This window comes from Streptomyces sp. RK9 (genome assembly GCF_045070545.1).
Classification (GTDB): Bacteria; Actinomycetota; Actinomycetes; order Streptomycetales; family Streptomycetaceae; genus Streptomyces; species Streptomyces alboflavus.
The window spans coordinates 3,717,315-3,735,600 of record NZ_CP173703.1 but is presented as its reverse complement, the minus strand read 5'-3'; the positions used below and the strand labels follow the sequence as shown (position 1 = coordinate 3,735,600).

16 protein-coding genes are annotated in these 18,286 nt (G+C 72.1%); 2 read left to right on the top strand and 14 right to left on the bottom strand.

Features of this window, described 5'->3' with window-relative positions:
• Positions 1-4: 4 nt before the first annotated feature.
• The 3 genes from AB6L24_RS15365 to AB6L24_RS15355 all read right to left on the bottom strand — a co-directional run bounded on the left by AB6L24_RS15365 (position 5) and on the right by AB6L24_RS15355 (position 4,487).
• Complete coding sequence (locus AB6L24_RS15365) at positions 5-994, bottom strand: GNAT family N-acetyltransferase (RefSeq protein ID WP_405655776.1); 990 nt, start codon at positions 992-994, stop codon at positions 5-7.
• Between the two features lie 120 nt (positions 995-1,114).
• Entirely contained in the window at positions 1,115-3,061 is a 1,947-nt protein-coding gene (locus AB6L24_RS15360; protein ID WP_405655775.1) for a serine/threonine-protein kinase, read from the bottom strand.
• A gap of 127 nt (positions 3,062-3,188) precedes the next feature.
• Positions 3,189-4,487, bottom strand: coding sequence for a DUF6986 family protein (locus tag AB6L24_RS15355; protein WP_405655774.1), 1,299 nt, complete (start codon positions 4,485-4,487; stop codon positions 3,189-3,191).
• A 294-nt stretch (positions 4,488-4,781) separates the two neighbouring features.
• Here AB6L24_RS15355 and AB6L24_RS15350 point away from each other — a divergent pair, with 294 nt between their 5' ends.
• Entirely contained in the window at positions 4,782-5,684 is a 903-nt protein-coding gene (locus tag AB6L24_RS15350) for an endonuclease/exonuclease/phosphatase family protein (protein WP_405655772.1), read from the top strand.
• A 109-nt stretch (positions 5,685-5,793) separates the two neighbouring features.
• Here AB6L24_RS15350 and AB6L24_RS15345 read toward each other — a convergent pair whose 3' ends face one another.
• The 4 genes from AB6L24_RS15345 to AB6L24_RS15330 form a co-directional block, all read right to left on the bottom strand.
• Positions 5,794-6,756, bottom strand: coding sequence for an electron transfer flavoprotein subunit alpha/FixB family protein (locus AB6L24_RS15345; RefSeq protein WP_405655771.1), 963 nt, complete (start codon positions 6,754-6,756; stop codon positions 5,794-5,796).
• 61 nt (positions 6,757-6,817) lie between these two features.
• Complete coding sequence (locus AB6L24_RS15340; RefSeq protein ID WP_164326835.1) at positions 6,818-7,606, bottom strand: electron transfer flavoprotein subunit beta/FixA family protein; 789 nt, start codon at positions 7,604-7,606, stop codon at positions 6,818-6,820.
• A gap of 231 nt (positions 7,607-7,837) precedes the next feature.
• Positions 7,838-8,344 (bottom strand): flavin reductase family protein, encoded by a 507-nt coding sequence (locus AB6L24_RS15335; protein ID WP_405655770.1) that lies wholly within the window; start codon positions 8,342-8,344, stop codon positions 7,838-7,840.
• A 207-nt stretch (positions 8,345-8,551) separates the two neighbouring features.
• Positions 8,552-8,923: a TlpA family protein disulfide reductase gene (locus tag AB6L24_RS15330; RefSeq protein ID WP_405657170.1), complete on the bottom strand. Its 372-nt coding sequence runs from the start codon at positions 8,921-8,923 to the stop codon at positions 8,552-8,554.
• A 266-nt stretch (positions 8,924-9,189) separates the two neighbouring features.
• On the opposite strand from AB6L24_RS15330, the gene AB6L24_RS15325 reads away from it, so the two are divergent.
• Positions 9,190-9,918, top strand: coding sequence for a lysophospholipid acyltransferase family protein (locus AB6L24_RS15325; RefSeq protein ID WP_380853667.1), 729 nt, complete (start codon positions 9,190-9,192; stop codon positions 9,916-9,918).
• A 15-nt stretch (positions 9,919-9,933) separates the two neighbouring features.
• On the opposite strand, the gene AB6L24_RS15320 is transcribed toward AB6L24_RS15325, so the two are convergent.
• From AB6L24_RS15320 to AB6L24_RS15290, 7 genes are all read right to left on the bottom strand, one after another.
• On the bottom strand, positions 9,934-10,623 hold the full coding sequence (locus tag AB6L24_RS15320; protein ID WP_030358154.1) for a B3/4 domain-containing protein: 690 nt from the start codon (positions 10,621-10,623) through the stop codon (positions 9,934-9,936).
• Between the two features lie 93 nt (positions 10,624-10,716).
• Positions 10,717-12,963, bottom strand: coding sequence for a glycosyl hydrolase family 95 catalytic domain-containing protein (locus tag AB6L24_RS15315; RefSeq protein ID WP_405655769.1), 2,247 nt, complete (start codon positions 12,961-12,963; stop codon positions 10,717-10,719).
• 223 nt (positions 12,964-13,186) lie between these two features.
• Complete coding sequence (locus AB6L24_RS15310; protein WP_405655768.1) at positions 13,187-13,792, bottom strand: transglutaminase domain-containing protein; 606 nt, start codon at positions 13,790-13,792, stop codon at positions 13,187-13,189.
• Positions 13,793-13,883: 91 nt separating this feature from the next.
• A complete protein-coding gene (locus AB6L24_RS15305; RefSeq protein WP_405655766.1) occupies positions 13,884-14,954 on the bottom strand; it encodes a threonine aldolase family protein in 1,071 nt (356 codons plus the stop codon).
• Complete coding sequence (locus tag AB6L24_RS15300) at positions 14,951-15,691, bottom strand: SDR family NAD(P)-dependent oxidoreductase (protein WP_405657169.1); 741 nt, start codon at positions 15,689-15,691, stop codon at positions 14,951-14,953. The genes AB6L24_RS15305 and AB6L24_RS15300 overlap by 4 nt, the downstream gene beginning before the upstream one ends.
• A 26-nt stretch (positions 15,692-15,717) precedes the next feature.
• Complete coding sequence (locus tag AB6L24_RS15295) at positions 15,718-17,121, bottom strand: DUF6421 family protein (RefSeq protein ID WP_405655765.1); 1,404 nt, start codon at positions 17,119-17,121, stop codon at positions 15,718-15,720.
• Positions 17,122-17,202: 81 nt separating this feature from the next.
• Positions 17,203-18,252 (bottom strand): alpha/beta hydrolase, encoded by a 1,050-nt coding sequence (locus tag AB6L24_RS15290; protein ID WP_405655763.1) that lies wholly within the window; start codon positions 18,250-18,252, stop codon positions 17,203-17,205.
• Between the last annotated feature and the right edge of the window lie 34 nt (positions 18,253-18,286).

Here is an 18,286-nt window from a genome sequence, read left to right as displayed (position 1 = left end):
GGGTCTAGCGGGGTGCGGGCAGGGTGACCTCCCAGGTGTCCACGGCGTAGTGCAGGCCGAGGCCGTGGGCCGTGTACAGGTCCAGGGCGCCGGTGGCGTTCTCGGTGTCGACGCCGAGGCCGATGGTGTCGCGGCCGCGGGCGGCGTACACGGCGAAGGAGTGCCGCAGGAGATGACCGGCGATGCCCCGGCCGCGGGCGTCCTCGCGGACGCCGAGGTAGGGGACCCAGGCCATGGCCGCGCGGTCGTCGCGGGTCACGACGACGGCGACGTCGCCCGCCCCGGCGAGGGAGGCGACCCAGACCAGGGACCAGTCCATGCCCTCGCCGAGGTCGTCCAGCCACTGCTGGTAGGTGCGCGTCCGGTGGTCGTGGTGGCCGACGAAGGTCTCCTGGACCAGGGCGTGGGCGCGTCGCCGGTCGGCCTCCGCCGCGCAGTCGCGCAGGGTGAGGCCGGGCGGCGGGGTCGGGGCGGGGTCGGCGGCGCGGGAGAGCGGGCGGGTCAGGACGTGATAGCGCCGGACGGTGTGCCAGCCGCGCCGGGCGAGCGTCGCCCGGTCGAGGCTGGGGCGGATGTTGAGGTTGAGGTGGACGACCGCGCGGGTCGCGCCGTTCTCGGCGGCGCGTTCGGCGGCTCGGGTCTCGATGGCGGCGAGCACGCGCTCGCCCGCGTCCTGGTGGTCGGGAAGGACGTAGTGGTCGGCGTCGATGCGGTCGGCGCCGGAGTCGTCCCAGAGGAGTCCGTACGCGACCATGCTTCCGTCGCGGAAGGCCAGCCAGGAGTTGCGGGGCAGGTCGGCCTCGGGGTGGACCAGGTCGACCTCGACGATGCCCAGGTCGGTCTCCGCGTGCCCGAGCTCCAGGATGTCGATGGTGTTGAGCATGCGGCAGATCTCGGCCGCGTCCTCGGGGGTCGCGGCGCGTACGGTGAGGTCGTCCCCGTCGGCCGGGGCCTCCGGGCCGAGCAGGGCTTCCGTGGGCGTCAACTCGTCCATCCGGCAAGGGTCCGCGCCGCCGCGAGGGCCGCGCAACCGGATTATTCACGGCGTGCCCGCCGCGCCCCGGCGTGCGCGGCCACGCGCCCGGCACCCCTCAGGGGTCGGGCGGTCCCGCCCTCAGCAGGTCGGCAGCCCCGGAAGCGGCTTGTCGTTGTCGCCGCCCCGGATGTACACGTCGCTCACGAACACGTTCGTGTTGCCGCTGTCGTCGTCGGTCTTCGCCCACCAGACGTTGGTCCACTGGCCGTGGGTCTCGCGGCGGCCGAGGTTCTGCTGGCAGTAGAAGTAGTTGGTGCCCGCGTTGAGGATGCCCGCCTCGGCGCCCGACGCCTGGTACGACTTGGCGGTCTGCCACACCGAGCAGTTGTACTTGCCGCCGCCCGCGGGATGGCACGCGGGCTCCTCGTCGCCACCGGAGGAACCGCCGCCGGACGTACCGCTCTTGGGTGGCTTGGACGACTCCTTGGGGCGGCCGTCGGACTTGTCGCCGGAGTCAGATCCGGAACCGGAACCGGAGTCGTCGTCCGACGCCCCGTCGCCCTTCTTGCCGTCGCCGTCCCGGTCGTCCTCCCCCGCCTTGTCGGGGCGGTCGGCGTCCTTGGAGGGCTTCGCCTTCTTGTCGCCCTGCTTCGAGGGCTTCGAGCCGTCCGGGTCGAGCGCGCCCCGGCTCGCGTCCGAGCCCGGCTCGACCGTGCTCCCGGCCTCCTGCGCGTCGCGCGCGTCCCGTGCCTGGTCCTTCTTGTCGTCCCCGCCGGAGAGCACCGCCACGGTCACGCCGGTCACCGCGAGGACCACCGCCACGGCAGCGGCGGCGAGCAGGGCCTTGCCCCGGCGCGGCCGGCCCGCCCGCGCTCCACGGCGGCCCGAGGGCGCCGGAGCGGGCGCGGTTATGGACCCCGCGGGCGCCGCACCAGCCGCACCAGCCGCACCGAACGCCGCGGGCTCACCGGCGACTCCCGCCACCCCGTGCCCCGCCGCCACACCGGACGCACCGGGAGGCGGGCCGAACCCGGGCGGCGGCGTGGTCGGCACATGGCGCACCGTGGGCTCGCGCACCGCGCCCCCGACACCCTGGGACGACGGCTCCGCGTACCCGAGAGGCCCGGTGGCCCCCAGGGGCCCGCTTGCCCCGGCAGACTCGGCAGACTCGGCAGACTCGGCAGACCCAGGAGACCCCGTCGCCCCCGACGCCCCCTCCGAGATCGACTCCCCCGCAGCCACCTGCTCGAGGAGCCGCCGCGCGCCCTCCGCGTCCGGTCGTGCCTGCGGGTCCTTGTCCATGAGGAGCCGGAGGACCGGCATGAGCGTGCCCGCGCGCAGCGGCACGGGCAGGGGCTCGACGACGATCGCGGTGAGCGTGGACCACGTCGACGTGCGGCGGAACGGCGAGGCGCCCTCGACGGCCGCGTACAGCGTGGCGCCGAGCGCCCAGACGTCGGACGCGGGTCCCGGCTCCTGGCCCTGGGCCCGCTCGGGCGCCAGGTAGTCCAGGGAACCGACGAGTTCGCCGCTGCGGGTGAGGTGGGTGGCCGAGCCGTCGCCGGGGTCCTCCATGGTGGCGATGCCGAAGTCGGTGAGGACGACGCGGCCGCCGGTGCCGAGCAGGATGTTGCCGGGCTTCACGTCGCGGTGCAGGACGCCCGCGCGGTGGGCGGCGGCGAGGGCGTCCATGACCTTGGCGCCGATGGCCGCCGCCTCGCGCGGGTCGAGCGGGCCGCGCTCGCGCAGGACGTCGTCCAGGGAGGGGCCGTCGACCAGCTCCATGACGATCAGCGGCCGCCCGTCGACCTCCGCGACGTCGTGCACGGCGACGACTCCGGGGTGGCGCACCCGGGCCGCCGCGCGGGCCTCGCGCTGCATGCGCAGCCGCAGGTCGGCCAGTTCGGGCCCGCCCGTGTCGGTGTAGGTGCGCAGCTCCTTGACCGCGACCTCGCGGTGAAGGACCTCGTCGAGGGCGCGCCACACCACACCCATGCCGCCGCGTCCGAGCTGCGCGAGCACGCGATACCGCCCGGCGAGGACGCGGCCGACCCCGTCCGTCTGTCCCTGTTCCCCCGAAGACACCGCTGCCCCGTCCCTGTGATCCCTGTGCCGCCGTCGTGCTGATGTGCTGTGTGGCGTACAGAGTACGGGGCAGATGTGACAGGCGGTGCGGGACGTCTCGTGAAGACCGCGGGACGCCCGCGCCCCGTCACTTGGCCGACGGCGTCAGGTCCCCCCGGCGCGGTCCGGCGTAGACCTGGAGGCCCGCGAGCGTCAGGCCGGTGAGGCGGGTGACCTCGGCCGTGTCGAGTGCCCCGCAGTCCAGGCCGCGCAGCAGGTACCCGGCGAGCGCCTTCGCGGTGGCGGGCTCGTCCGCGATGTCGCCGCCGGTGCGGTTGGCGTAGGCGGCGAGGCGGGCGGCGGCCTGCGCGAAGCCCTCGCGGTAGAAGGCGAAGACGGCGGCGTACCGGGTGGGGATGTGGCCGGGGTGCATGTCCCAGCCCTGGTAGTAGGCGCGGGCGAGGGCGCGCCGGGTGAGGCCGTAGTGCAGCCGCCAGGCGTCGTGGACCTTCGCGGTCGGGCCGACGGGCAGCACGTTGGTGGAGCCGTCGGAGACGCGCACGCCGGTGCCCGCTGCGGCGACCTGCATGACGGCCTTGGCGTGGTCGGCGGCGGGGTGGTCGCTGGCCTGGTAGGCGGCGGAGACGCCGAGGCAGGCGCTGTAGTCGAAGGTGCCGTAGTGCAGGCCGGTGGCGCGGCCCTCGGCGGCGTCGATCATGCGGGCGACGGCGGCGGTGCCGTCGGCGGCGAGGATGGACTGGCTGGTCTCGATCTGGATCTCGAAGCCGATCCGGCCTGCGGCGAGGCCGCGGGCCTTCTCGAACTCCTCCAGGAGCCGCACCATCGCGGTGACCTGCTCGGCGTACGTCACCTTGGGCAGGGTCAGGACGAGGCCGTCGGGCAGCCCGCCCGCCTCCATGAGGCCGGACAGGAAGACGTCGAGGGTGCGGATGCCACGGTCGCGTACCGGCGCCTCCATGCACTTCATGCGGATGCCCATGTACGGAGCGGCGGTGCCTCCCGCGTACGCCTCGGCGATCAGGCGGGCCGCACGGGCCGCGTCGGCGTCCTCGTCGGCGTCGGTGCGCCCGCCGTAGCCGTCCTCGAAGTCGACGCGCAGGTCCTCGATCGGCTCGCGTTCCAGCTTGGCGCGCACGCGGGTGTAGACGGGCTCGGCGAGGTCGTCGGCGAGGCCGAGGACGGCGGCGAAGGACGCGGCGTCGGGGGCGTGCTCGTCGAGGGCGGCGAGGGCGCGGTCGCCCCAGTCGCGGACGGTGTCGGCGGCGAAGGCCTCACCGGGTACGTACACGGTGTGCACGGGCTGACGGGTGCCGGGGTCTCCCGGGTACCGGCGTTCGAGCTCCGCGTCGACCGGCGCGAGCGAGGCGCTGATGCCTTCGCTGACCGCACCTGCGAGGCTCGTGGACACCTTCTCCTGCTGACCCATCCGTGCACCCTCCACTGTTCAGTGACCCACACCGGTTCTCAGTGACTCACACCCACGGCGCTGCCGACGGTCTCCCGTACAGCATTTCCGCCTGACGGAATCGAACATCCGCATACTGAAGTTATCCGTGCACCTTCCCGCTGGTCAACACCTTCTCGCGTGCCGGTCCCCGCGTGTTCACGCATGTCTCAGATGGTGCTTCCACACTCCCGTGGGCGCACTCCACGCTGACCGTGGCCCGACCGCGACCGAACGCACCGACCGCACCATCCGCGACCCCACGAAGGAGAACGCGTGCCGACCGACAACCGAGTGACCCGCCGCTCCGGCCTGCGGACGGCGGCCGCGGCCGCCGCCGTCACGGTCCCGCTGCTCGCGACCGCACTGGCGGCGTCGCCCGCCCGCGCGGTGGAGCGTCCGGGCCGCCGCCTGGAGGTGATGTCGTTCAACCTGCGCTACGCCGGAACGAACCCGCCGAACACCTGGGCCGACCGCCGCCCCGTCACACGGGAGCTGCTGCGGCGCGCCCGCCCGCACGTCGTGGGCACCCAGGAAGGCCTCTACCAGCAGGTGCAGGACATCGCCGAGGACCTGGGGCAGCACTACGCGTGGATCGGCACGGGCCGCGCCGGCGGCAGCCGGGACGAGTTCATGACGGTCTTCTACGACACCCGCAGGCTGCTGCCCGTCGCCTACGACCACTTCTGGCTCTCCGACACCCCGGACGTGATCGGCTCCAACACCTGGGGCGGCGGCTCGATCCGCATGGTGACCTGGGTCCGCTTCCTGGACCGGCGCACGGACGGCGAGCTGTACGTCCTCAACACCCATCTGGACAACGCCAGTCAGTACGCCCGCACCCGCGCCGCGCACCTGATCACCGACCGGATCACGGCCCTCGACCGGTCCCTGCCCCTGATCGTCACCGGCGACTTCAACGTCGCGGCGCACAAGAACCCGGTGTACGAGACGATGCTGGGCGCCGGGCTCGTCGACACCTGGGACGCGGCGGACGAGCGCAGCAAGCAGTACGCGACGTTCCACGGCTACAAGCCGCTCGTGCCCGACGGCGACCGCATCGACTGGATCCTGGCGACGCCGGGCGCCCGGGTGCACGCCGCCGCCATCAACACCTTCTCGCTCGGCGGGCAGTTCCCGAGCGACCACCTGCCGGTGCAGGCGAGCCTGACGCTGTGACGCGCGAGGCCCCCGCCTCCGCGCGCGGCGGATGCGGGGGCCTCGTCCGGCCTCGGCCACGGGGCCGCCGGGAGCGCCGGTGTCCCGGAACTCCCCCGACCCGACGGGCTCAGCCCTTGCGCGACTTGACCTCGTCGGTCAGCTGCGGGACGACCTCGAACAGGTCGCCGACCACGCCGTAGTCGACCAGGTCGAAGATCGGGGCCTCGGCGTCCTTGTTGATGGCCACGATGGTCTTCGAGGTCTGCATGCCGGCGCGGTGCTGGATCGCGCCGGAGATGCCGGAGGCGATGTACAGCTGCGGCGACACGGACTTGCCGGTCTGGCCGACCTGGTTGGAGTGCGGGTACCAGCCGGCGTCGACGGCGGCGCGGGACGCGCCGACGGCGGCACCGAGCGAGTCGGCGAGCGCCTCGATGATCGCGAAGTTCTCGGCGCCGTTGACACCGCGGCCGCCGGAGACGACGATCGCGGCCTCGGTCAGCTCGGGGCGGCCGGTGGACTCGCGCGGGGTGCGCGCGGTGACCTTGGTGCCGGTGGCCTGGGCGGAGAACGACACGGACAGGGGCTCGACGGCGCCCGCGGCCGGGGCGGCCTCGACCGGCGCCGAGTTCGGCTTCACGGTGATGACCGGGGTGCCCTTGGAGATGCGGGACTTGGTGGTGAACGCGGCCGCGAACACGGACTGCGTGGCCACCGGGCCCTCGTCACCGGCCTCCAGGTCGATGGCGTCGGTGATGATGCCGGACTCGATGCGGACCGCGAGGCGGGCCGCGATCTCCTTGCCCTCGGCGGAGGACGGCACGAGCACGGCGGCCGGGGACACGGCGTCGTAGGCGGCCTGGAGCGCGTCCACCTTCGGCACCACGAGGTAGTCGGTGAACTCGGGGGCGTCGGCGGTGAGGACCTTCACCGCGCCGTGCTCGGCGAGCGTGGCGGCGGTGGCCTCGGCGCCGGAGCCGAGCGCGACGGCGACGGGCTCACCGATGCGGCGGGCCAGCGTGAGCAGCTCCAGGGTGGGCTTGCGGACGGCGCCGTCGACGTGGTCGACGTAGACGAGAACTTCAGCCATGGGACTTCAATCTCCTGCGATTACGAAGAAGTTGGGATGTGAGGGGTGACTGAAGCTCAGCTCAGATGAACTTCTGGCCGGCGAGGAACTCCGCGAGCTGCTTGCCGCCCTCGCCCTCGTCCTTGACGATCGTGCCCGCGGTGCGCGCGGGACGCTCGGCGGCGGAGTCGACCTTGGTCCAGGCGCCCTCGAGGCCGACGGTCTCGGCGTCGATGTCCAGGTCGTCCAGGTCGAGCGACTTCACCGGCTTCTTCTTGGCGGCCATGATGCCCTTGAAGGACGGGTAGCGGGCCTCGCCCGACTGGTCCGTCACGGACACGACGGCCGGCAGGGACGCCTCGAGCTGCTCGGAGGCGGTGTCGCCGTCACGGCGGCCCTTCACGACGCCGTCCGCGACGGAGACCTCGGAGAGCAGCGTCACCTGCGGCACGCCGAGGCGCTCGGCGAGGATCGCGGGGAGGACGCCCATGGTGCCGTCGGTGGAGGCCATGCCGGCGATGACGAGGTCGTAGCCCGTCTCCTCGACGGCCTTGGCCAGGACCAGCGAGGTGCCCATGACGTCGGTGCCGTGCAGGTCGTCGTCCTCGACGTGGACGGCCTTGTCGGCGCCCATCGAGAGGGCCTTGCGGAGCGCGTCCTTGGCGTCCTCGGGGCCGACGGTGAGGACCGTGATCTCGGCGTCGTCGTCCGCCGCTTCCTTGATCTGCAGGGCCTGCTCGACCGCGTACTCGTCGAGCTCCGAGAGCAGACCGTCCACGTCGTCGCGGTCGACGGTCAGGTCCTCGGCGAAGTGCCGGTCGCCGGTGGCGTCGGGCACGTACTTCACACAGACAACGATCCTCAAGCTCACGCCGGCTCTCCTACTGCATCGTCATTACTGGGCTGCTGCCTCGGCTACAAACCACTGCCTTCTTGCAGGCAGCATAGGCGCCTGAAGCGGCGGGTCCCGGTTGGGGCGGCCCCCGCTCCAACCGGAATATTACTCATGAGTACACCCAGTACTTTCCCCCTGAGCAAGCGCTTTGAACTGTGACCTTCGCAACGCTCCGTAATCACGCGCACCCCGCGTCATCGGGAACTCTCAGTCACGCAGCGCGTTGAAGCGTCCCTGGTGGTACAGCAGCGGACGGCCCGCCCCCGCGGGGTCACCGGCGACCACCTCGGCCAGGACCACCCGGTGGTCACCGGCGGGCACCCGCGCCACGATCCGGCACACCATCCAGGCGAGCACGCCCTCGAGGACCGGCACGCCCTCGGGTCCGTCGAACCAGCGCGTGGGCGCGCCGAAGCGGTCGGCGCCGCTGCGCGCGAAGGTGGCGGCGAGTTCCTGCTGGTGCTCGCCGAGGATGTGGACGCCGACGTGCTCGGCCCGGGATATCGCGGGCCAGCTGGAGGCGCCGGTGCCGATGCCGAACGAGACCATCGGGGGTTCGGCGGAGACCGAGGTGAGCGAGGTGGCGGTGAAGCCGACGGGGTCCGCGCCGCGGGCGGTGATCACGGCGACTCCGGCCGCGTGCCTGCGGAAGGCGGAGCGGAGCAGGTCGGGCGTGGCGAGCTGGGGGGCGGAGAGGTCGGGCGTGGCCGTCATGGAGTTGTGTCCTTCTGCCGAGAGGTACGAACGGGTCCGTGGCTGCTCAGCGGGACCAACAGCGCGCACTGGCATGGCGCGCGAGGTCCACGTGGACACGCTCGTAGAGAAGGAGCTCCGGGGGCATGGCAGCAGGCTGACGATAGGTGGCGGGTGCAGTCAAGCCCGTTCCGTGAGGTGAAAGCACCACGCACCGTCCTGTACCGCTCATATCGCCGCCCCCAGGGCCGAGATCACATCGGCTTTCCGCGGCTGTCCGGCCGCGCGCCGCACCTCGCGCCCGGCGGCGTCGAGGACGAGGACGGTCGGGGTCTTGTCTACGCCGAGGGCGCGGACCAGGCCGAGGGCGGCCTCCGCGTCGATCTCCACGTGGGCGACGCCCGGGACCATGGCGGCGACGTCCGCGAGGACTCTGCGGGTGGCCCGGCAGGGCTGACAGAACGCGCTGGAGAACTGCACGAGCGTGGCTCTCTCGCCCAGCTCGGCGCCGAGTTCCGCCGACCCGAGCCGAGCCGCACCCGGACGGTCCGCACCGGCCCGTGCCGCGCCGAGCGACCCCGCGCCCTCGCCTCCGCGCACCCCTGTCACGCGCGCCCCGCCTCTCCCACCCCCACCGGGGGCCTCGCTCCGCCCCATCGGGGCTCCACATACGTCCATCCCTACAGCGCACGCGCGTACGGAAAGATTCCGACGTGACGAGAATCTCCCGCGATACGGGCACCATGGCTGGCCAGCCGCTCGTTCTTGGGGCACGATCTGGCGGAGCCGTAGACCCTACGGATCCGTAACTTAGCTTCCTGCCAAAGGCCCTCTCCTCTGGCAGAGACGAAGGGCCCTCCCCAGCCATGGCAGAACTCGTCTACCGACCGGTCATCGGCGTCGCCAAGACCTTCTTCAAGGCTCTCGACCTGAAGATCGACTGCAAGGGCTCCGAGAACATTCCGCGCTCGGGCGGGGCGGTCCTGGTCAGCAACCACATCAGCTATCTGGACTTCGTCTTCGACGGCCTCGCCGCCCTGCCCCAGAAGCGCGTGGTGCGCTTCATGGCGAAGGAGTCGGTGTTCCGGCACAAGATCTCGGGTCCGCTGATGCGCGGCATGAAGCACATCCCGGTGGACCGCAAGCAGGGCGAGACGGCCTATGCCCACGCCCTGGACTCGCTGCGCGCCGGAGAGATCATCGGGGTGTTCCCGGAGGCGACGATCTCGCAGTCGTTCACGCTGAAGTCGTTCAAGTCGGGTGCCGCGCGCATGGCCCAGGAGGCCGGGGTCCCGCTGATCCCGATGGCCCTGTGGGGCACGCAGCGGCTGTGGACGAAGGGGCACCCCCGCAACTTCAAGCGCCAGGGCCTGCCGGTGACGATCCGCGTCGGCGAGCGCATGGAAGCCCCCAAGGACCAGTACGCGGGCGCGATCACACGCCGTCTCCGCGAGCGCTGCCAGGAGCTCCTGGAGGCCGCTCAGCGCGCCTACCCCGTGCGCCCCAAGGGCCCCGAGGACACCTGGTGGATGCCGGCGCACCTCGGCGGCACGGCCCCGACGCCCGCCGAGGTCCGCGCCGCCGAGGCCGGCTGACCCCGAGCGGGCCGACTAGCCCACCGGCTCGTGGACGGTGACGCGGGCCCCCGGGCTGACCTTCTCCAGGAGCTCGGCGAGTTCGGCGCCCGCCGCCGCCAGGCCCGCGTCCGGGCCCATGCCCTCCAGCAGGAAGATCGCGTTCACGCTCGCCTCGGTGAGGCGGGTGCGCGGGCCCTGCCGCCAGTTCCAGCGACGGCACGTGACGCCCTCGTCGTCGCGCCAGACGACCTCGCCCGGCTCCGGGTGCTCGACGGCGCGCTCACCCCCCGCCATGGTGACGAAGTCCTCGTCCCCGGCCGCCCGCACCAGCCGCATGCCGCCCTTGATGTGGTCCAGGTCCTCGCCGCCGACCGGGATCAGATGGGCCACGCTGATCGCGTTGTAGACGTCGACGAGCGCGTTGATCCGGGGCAGCCCGCCGTCCGCGAGCGCCCGCTTGGCCAGCGCCTCCGCGGAGTTGCGGGTGCGCGAGGGCTTGGCGCCGAAGGCCGTGTACGCGGCGCGCCAGGCCACCATGTGCGGATCCTCGTGCGGGGCGCGGCCGTCCAGGCGCGCGGCGAGACGGCGGGCCGCGTCGTCGAGCAGGGCCGAGGTGGCGTCGGTACTGGGACCGTTGACGAGGTCGTACGCCTCGATGGTGACGTGGGTGAAGCCGGGCGCGAGCGTGCGCACCTCGTCGGACACGGTGAGGGTGAGCGTCATGGTCTGCGTCTGCCTTGGTTCGCGGGAATCGACGGAAGTACAGCATAGGGCACCACCGAGTGCATCATGATGGACTTCCGTTGTTTCCCGCACCTACGGCAGGCCCCAGGCGGGCTCCGTCCCGTTCGCCCGCACATCACGCGGGCGCAGCGACGGCGGCCTGGCCCCGTTGGGCGTGATCACCGCGGACTGCCCTCGCCGCAGCGGCACACCGATGACGTCCCGGCCCGTGTACGGCAGCGGCCGCCCGCGCTCGTCACGCACGTCGATCGCACCGGCGATGCCGTGCCGCAGCCGCAGCGGCTCCCCGGCCTCGCTCTCCACCCTGATCCACTCGGTGCGCCCGCCGCGCCGCGAGGCGTCGACGAGGAACGCGCCCTGTGCACGCACCCGTTGCAGGCTGGCGTCCGCCCAGGTGCGGGACACGGCGGGGAAGATCTTCACCACTCCCCCGTGGCTCTGCGTCAGCATGTCGAGCAGGGACTGTCCGGCGCTGATCGGGCTCTCCAAGGCGAAGTTGGAGCCCTCGCGGTACATCGTGTTGGGGGTCATCGCGCACTTGTCGGTGACATTGCCGTCCAGGAAGAACCGCAGGTGGGCGAGGGCCTCCTCGGGCTTGCCGAAGAGCGTCTCCATGGAGGATGCGGCCGCGTAGCTGTAGCCGTGCCAGCGGTCCTGGCGACTGGTCCAGTGGTCGAAGGTGCGCCGGTCCAGTTTCTCCTGGAGCGGATAGAGCCACAGCAGGTGCGAGTAGTGGCGGTGGGACTCGGCGAGCGGGACGCCGTCGCCGATCATCACGCCGTTCTCGTTCTCGTGGTACGGGACGAGCCGGTCGCGGATGTCGCGCCACCGCTTCTCGTGCGGATCGCGCAGGCGCAGCCTGCGCGCGGAGTCGAGGAGCGTGGTCACGCCCCAGCGCAGCAGCGAGAGGTCGTAGGTGCAGTCGGAGGCGTTGGCGTACTCCGGGGAGCGGGTCTCGGGCAGGTGGAGCCGGCCGTCGGAGCCCTCGGTGAGGTGGCGGGCGTAGTAGTGGACGGCCCGGGTGAGGACCGGGCGGATGACGTGCCGCAGGACGTCGTCGTCCATGTGGTGGCGGTAGGTGACCCAGGCGTTGTGCAGGGCCCAGGTGAGGTTGCCGGTGTGGTCGTTGGGGCTCTCGCCGGGGATGCCGACGTAGCGCGGGCCCGAGCGCAGCTTCCAGTCGCCGGGGTGGCACAGGGCGTAGGTCTCGCCGTCGCGCAGCCGCGGCCAGATGTTGGACTCCAGGTTCTCGTGGTACTTCGCGAACGTCGGCGTGACGGCGTCGAGTTCCCGGTGGTTGGAGCCGTTGGCGATCGGATATGTCACCTGGACGTTGGTGTTCCACCAGATGCTGGTCCAGTTGTTGCCGGTCTCGGGGAACCAGGGCCCGAAGACGGGCGTGACGGGCCCGTGGCTGCGGGTGGCGCAGGCCAGCTTGTAGAGCTGGATCCAGTAGAAGCGCTGCACCTTCTTGTCGGGTACCGACACGAAGCTGCGCCGGTAGAAGGCGTGCCACCAGTCCCGGTGCCGGGCGACGGCCGCGTCGGGCGGGCCGTCGAGGGCGCGCGCCACGGTGCGTTCGGCCTCCGTGCGGCCGGTCGAGCTGGGGTGGCCGTAGGCGATCGTGGCCGCGAGGAGCCTTTTCGTGCCGGAGCGCGCCTCGCGCCAGGCTGTGGTGTAGCCGCCGCCCGCGCGCAGGGGCTGTTCGACGACGCCGGGGGCGGTCGTCGGGTCGGGGTTCGCGGTGTAGTCGGGTGGGACGCGGGTGGTGCGGGTGGTGTGCGAGGGCAGCGCGGTGAAGCCCCAGGTGGCTGCCTCCTCGCCCGCGCTCGGCTCCAACGACACGAGGAGGACGTCTTCCTGACTGAGGATCAGGGCGGTGAAACGCACGCTGCCGCGGGCCGTGGTGAGGGTGCCGGTCAGTTCGGCGTTGTCGAGGTCGAGCCGCCAGTCGACGGCGGTGATCGTGCCCGCGAGGGTCAGCGTGAGGAAGCCGACGCCGAGCCGGGAGTAGCCGATCGCGGCCTCCCACTGGCCGCGCTGGTCCTGTACGTACGAGTGGTTGATCATGGTGCGCAGGACGTTGCCCTCGCCGGGCTTGACGTACAGATGGGCGGCGAGGAACCCGTTGCCGAGGAACGGGCCCTCCTGCCAGCCGCCGGGCAGGCGTCTCCACACCATCGCGGCGTCGCGAAGGAGCGTGCCGTGCACGTCGTCCGGTGCGGCGGCCGGGGCTCTGCCCCAGGCGACAGGTGACCCGGCCGCCACTAACGCTCCGGAGGTGCCTGCGACGAACGCGCGCCGCGAGATGGGGGACATGGCGAGGCCTTCCGACGGAGGACTGCGTGACAGCGCGCCAACACGACGACGCGACGTCGCGACGACTCGGACGGCACGCAGCATCGACCTCGGGACGGGTACGCGTCAAGGAATCCGACAGGAATAGGTCGGATGAATCTCCACCTTAGGTGCCGCACCAGGGACTTGAAGGAGCCTTGGCTTCACGTACGCGACCTGTCCTCCGATGAATGACCCCGCACGCTCACCGGGCGACCGGGAGCTCCGTCGGCAGCGTGTCCCACAGGTGCGGCCGGTCGGTGGCCTGTTGCAGGCTGGCGAGCACCGACGGGTGCGGGGAGGCGTGGAGTTCGGGGTAGTCGACCTCGCCTGCCGCGGCGTCCGGGATCCAGGCGAGTCGTTCGCCGTCGAGGCTGAACTGGGCGTCCACGCCCGGCTTGTTGCCGCGGGGGTCCTGCCGGTGCCAGGCGCCGTCGAGGCGCACGGCGACGAGTCCGTGGACGACGAAGCCGCTGCCGTCGTCGTGCAGGAGGCGCTGGTAGCACAGCGCGGTCGGGATGTCCTCGGCGCGAAGGAGCGCGGCAAGGGCGTGGGCCTTGGCGTGGCAGATGCCGGTCTTCTGTTCCAGGACGTCGGAGGCGCGCCAGGTGACGCGCGGGTCGCCGGAGTCCGCGGAGTGCGGGACGGCGTCCCGCACGAACTCGTAGGCGGCGCAGGCGTACGCGTAGGAGTCGGCCACGTTCTTGGCGAGCCGGGCCGCCGTCTCGCGCACCAGGGGATGCGTATGGTCGATGGCCTCGTCCGCCGCGAGATAGGCCGAGAGGTCCGGGGTCTGCTGGATCAGCTGCATGGCGAGCGAGCATAAGAAAGCGGCCGATCGTCAGTCAATGACTTTTCGATCGACCGCATACTTATGCGCCCTGCCGGAATCGGACGGTCGGCTAGCGCGCCATTTCTTCCTTCAGCGCCGCCACGAAGGCGTCCACGTCGTCCTCGGTGGTGTCGAAGGAGCACATCCAGCGGACGTCGCCTGCGGCCTCGTCCCAGAAGTAGAACCGGAAGCGCTTCTGCAGGCGCTCGCTGACGTCGTGCGGCAGGCGCGCGAAGACGGCGTTGGCCTGGACGGGATAGAGGATCTCCACGCCGTGCACCGCGCGGACGCCCTCGGCCAGGCGCTGGGCCATCTCGTTGGCGTGCCGGGCGTTGCGCAGCCACAGGTCCTTGGCGAGCAGCGCCTCCAACTGCACGGAGACGAACCGCATCTTGGAGGCGAGCTGCATGGACAGCTTGCGCAGGTGCTTCATGTGCCGCACGGCGTCCTGGTTCAGGACGACCACGGCCTCGCCGAACAGCGCGCCGTTCTTGGTGCCGCCGAACGAGAGGATGTCGATGCCGACCGCGTTCGTGAACGTCCGCATCGGGACGTTCAGGGACGCGGCGGCGTTGGCTATCCGCGCGCCGTCGAGGTGCACCCGCATGCCGAGGCCGTGGGCGTGCTCGACGATGGCACGGATCTCGTCCGGGGTGTAGACGGTGCCCAGTTCGGTGTTCTGGGCGAGCGAGACGACCTGCGGCATCGCGCGGTGCTCGTCCTCCCAGCCGAAGGCCTGACGGTCGATCAGCTCAGGGGTGAGCTTGCCGTCGGGCGTCGGCACGGTGAGCAGCTTGATGCCCGCGACCTTCTCGGGGGCGCCACCCTCGTCGACGTTGATGTGCGCGCTCTCGGCGCAGATCACCGCGCCCCAGCGGTCGGTGAGCGCCTGGAGAGCGACGACGTTCGCGCCGGTGCCGTTGAAGACCGGGAAGGCTTCCGCGCTCGCCCCGAAGTGGCTGCGGATCACCTGCTGGAGGGCTTCTGTGTACTGGTCCTCGCCATAGGCGATCTGATGGCCGCCGTTGGCCAGGGCCAGGGCCGCGAGCACCTCCGGGTGCGTGCCGGCGTAGTTGTCGCTCGCGAAGCCGCGGACGTCCGGGTCGTGGTGCCGGCGCGCGTCGGTCTTGGGTGGGTTCACGGCTTCTCGGTCAGCCACAGACGGTTTCCGTTCACTTCCTCGGCGGGCCGCTCCCAGACTCCGGCGATGGCCTCGGCCAGCTCCTTCACGTCGGTGAAGCCCGCGAACTTCGCGCTCGGCCGCTCCGCCCGCATCGCGTCGTGCACCAGCGCCTTGACCACCAGGATGGCAGCCGCCGCGCGCGGCCCCTCCTCGCCCCCGGCCTTGCGGAAGGCGTCGCCGAGCGCGAGCGTCCAGGCCTCGGCGGCGGCCTTGGCGGACGCGTACGCCGCGTTGCCCGCCGTCGGCTTCGAGGCGCCCGCGGCGCTGATCAGCAGATAGCGGCCGTTGCCGCTGCGCTGCAGGCCGTCCTGGAACGCGAGCGAGGTGTGCTGGACGGTGCGGATCAGGAGGTCCTCGAGGACGTCCCAGTCGCCGAGGTCGGTCTCGGCGAAGGAGGCGCTGCCGCGCCAGCCGCCGACGAGGTGGACCAGGCCGTCGATGCGGCCGAACTCCTTCTCGGTGCGGTCGGCCCAGGCGCGGGCCGCCTCCAGGTCGAGCAGGTCGACGGTGTCGCCCGTGACCGTGGCGCCGCCGTGGGCGTACCGCGCGGCGTCCACGGCCTCCGCGAGGCGGGCCGCGTCGGCGTCGGAGGCGACGACCGTGGCCCCGGCCTCAGCGAGCCTGAGCAGTGTGGCCCGGCCCGCGGGACCCGCGGCCCCGGCTACCGCGACTACGGCTCCGTCGAGTGCGGACATGGTCCTCGCCTCCTTGATGCGGTCGCTCACGCGGCGACCTTCCCGGCTCCCGAGCCCGCGGTGATCCCCTGGGTGGAGGCGATCACTGCCTTGAGCTTCTTGGAGAGCGCCTCATAGAACATGCTGAGCGGAAACTCGTCAGGAAGCACCTCGTCGACCAGTTTCCGCGGCGGCAGCGAGGTGTCCAGGGCGTCGGGACCCTTGGCCCAGCGCGAGCCCGGGTGCGGGGAGAGATAGGTCGAGACCAGGGTGTACCCGGCGAGCCAGTGGACGAGCTTGGGGCGGTCGATGCCGTCCCGGTACAGCTTCTCGATCTCCGCGCAGAGCTGGTTGGTGACCTGGGGCGCGCGCTCCCAGTCGATCTTCAGCTTGTTGTCGGTCCAGCGGACCACGTCGTGCTTGTGCAGGTAGGCGAAGAGCAGCTGGCCGCCGAGGCCGTCGTAGTTGCGCACGCGCTCGCCGGTGACCGGGAAGCGGAACATCCGGTCGAAAAGCACCGCGTACTGCACGTCGCGGGCCTGGGACACGCCGTCGGCCTCGAGCTTCACGGCCTCCTTGAAGGCCGTGAGGTCGCACCGCAGCTCCTCGAGGCCGTACATCCAGAAGGGCTGCCGCTGCTTGATCATGAAGGGGTCGAACGGCAGGTCGCCGTGGCTGTGCGTGCGGTCGTGGACCATGTCCCACAGGACGAAGGCCTCCTGGCACCGGTCCTGGTCGTCGAGCATCGCGCGGACGTCGGCGGGCAGCTCGATGCCGAGGATGTCCACGGTGGCCTCGGTGACGCGGCGGAAGCGGGCCGCCTCGCGGTCGCAGAAGATGCCGCCCCAGGTGAAGCGCTCGGGTGCCTCGCGCACGGCGATCGTCTCGGGGAAGAGGACGGCCGAGTTCGTGTCGTACCCGGGAGTGAAGTCCTCGAAGGTGATGCCGCAGAACAGCGGGTTGTCGTAGCGCGTGCGCTCGAGCTCGGCGAGCCACTCGGGCCAGACCATGCGCAGGACGACCGCTTCGAAGTTGCGGTCGGGGTTGCCGTTCTGCGTGTACATGGGGAAGACCACAAGGTGCTGCAGGCCGTCCTCGCGGTGGGCCGCGGGGTGGAAGGCGAGCAGCGAGTCCAGGAAGTCCGGCACCACGAAGCCCGCGTCGACCCAGCCGCGCAGGTCGCTCACCAGCGCCCGGTGATACGCCTCGTCGTGCGGGAGCAGCGGGGCGAGCGCCTCGACGCCGGATATGACGCGGTCGACCGCCGCCTCCGCGTCGACCCGGGTCGGGGCGCCCTCGCGCTCGAAGTCGATGGACCCGTCCTTGGACTGCCAGGGCCTGATCTCCTCGACGGCGCTCTTGAGTTCCGGCCAGGCCGGGTGATCCACCACTCGTCCGTCCCGGATGGCGTCGCCACCCTCCACCGCCGTGTGCACAAGAATTTCCGTCATAACCCATCCTCCACGGGAGAACCTCGCGTATGGACACCGTATGTGTGCGGGGTTCTCCGTTTCAAGAGGGGATCCGGGAAATTATCCTGCCCCACCCCCACCAAGGCCGCTGTTTTTCCTGCCGTCCAGCGTCGAGACGATCGCTTCTCTCACTGTTTCCTGTGCGGCGCGGGCGTCCGCGAGGAGCTCCGGGAAGCCGAAGAACCCGTGGAACATGGCCGGAAAGTGGCGCTCGACGACGGGGACCCCGGCGTCTCTCAGCCGCGTCGCGTAGGCCCTGCCCTGCGCGCACAGGGGGTCGTGGCCCGCGGTGACGACGACGGCGGGCGGCAGGCCGGAGAGGTCGGCGGCCAGGAGCGGCGAGACGCGCGGGTCCGCCGGGTCGCCGCCCGCGCGCAGGTACGCCCCCAGGTACTGCTCGCGGAACCAGCGGCCGTGGGCGGGGGTGAGGAAGCTGGTGCCGGGGTCGGCGTCCGCTCGGCCGGCGGGGCGGTCACGGCCGTCCACCGCCGGATAGACGAGGACCTGGAGCGCCGCTCGCGGGCCGTCGTGGTCGCGGGCCGTGAGCGCGGCCACGGCCGCGAGGTTCCCGCCCGCGCTGTCGCCCGCGAGCACCAACGGGCCGTCCTCGCCGCCGAGTTCGGCGCGGTGCGCGTGCGCCCACAGGACGGCTGCGTACGCGTCGTCGACGGCCGCGGGGAACGGGTCCTCCGGGGCGAGGCGGTAGTCCACGGAGACCACGGCGGCCCGCGCGGCACGGCACAGGCCGCGCGCGGTCGCGTCGTGGGTGTCCACGCCGCACAGGGACCAGCCGCCGCCGTGGAAGAAGACGACGGTGGGGCGGGGCGCGGGTTCCACCGCTGCCCGCGCGGGCGCGGCCTCGGGCAGATAGCACCGCACGCGCAGGTCCGGCGCCCCGGACGGCCCCGGCACGGACCGGTCGGACACCGAGCCGACCTCGGGCGGCGGGAACGGCGACGCGGGCGCGGCGGCCAGGATGCGGCGCGCCTCGGCGGCGTCGGTGACGGCACCGCCGATGTCGGGGAAGAAGGCGGTGAGCGCGGCGACGAGGGGGCGGGCGTCGGCGGCGAGGGGGACGGGGTCGGGCGCGGGCGGCTCGACAGGGGTCACGGCGGGCACGCAGCCGCCGCTCGGCGAACCGGCA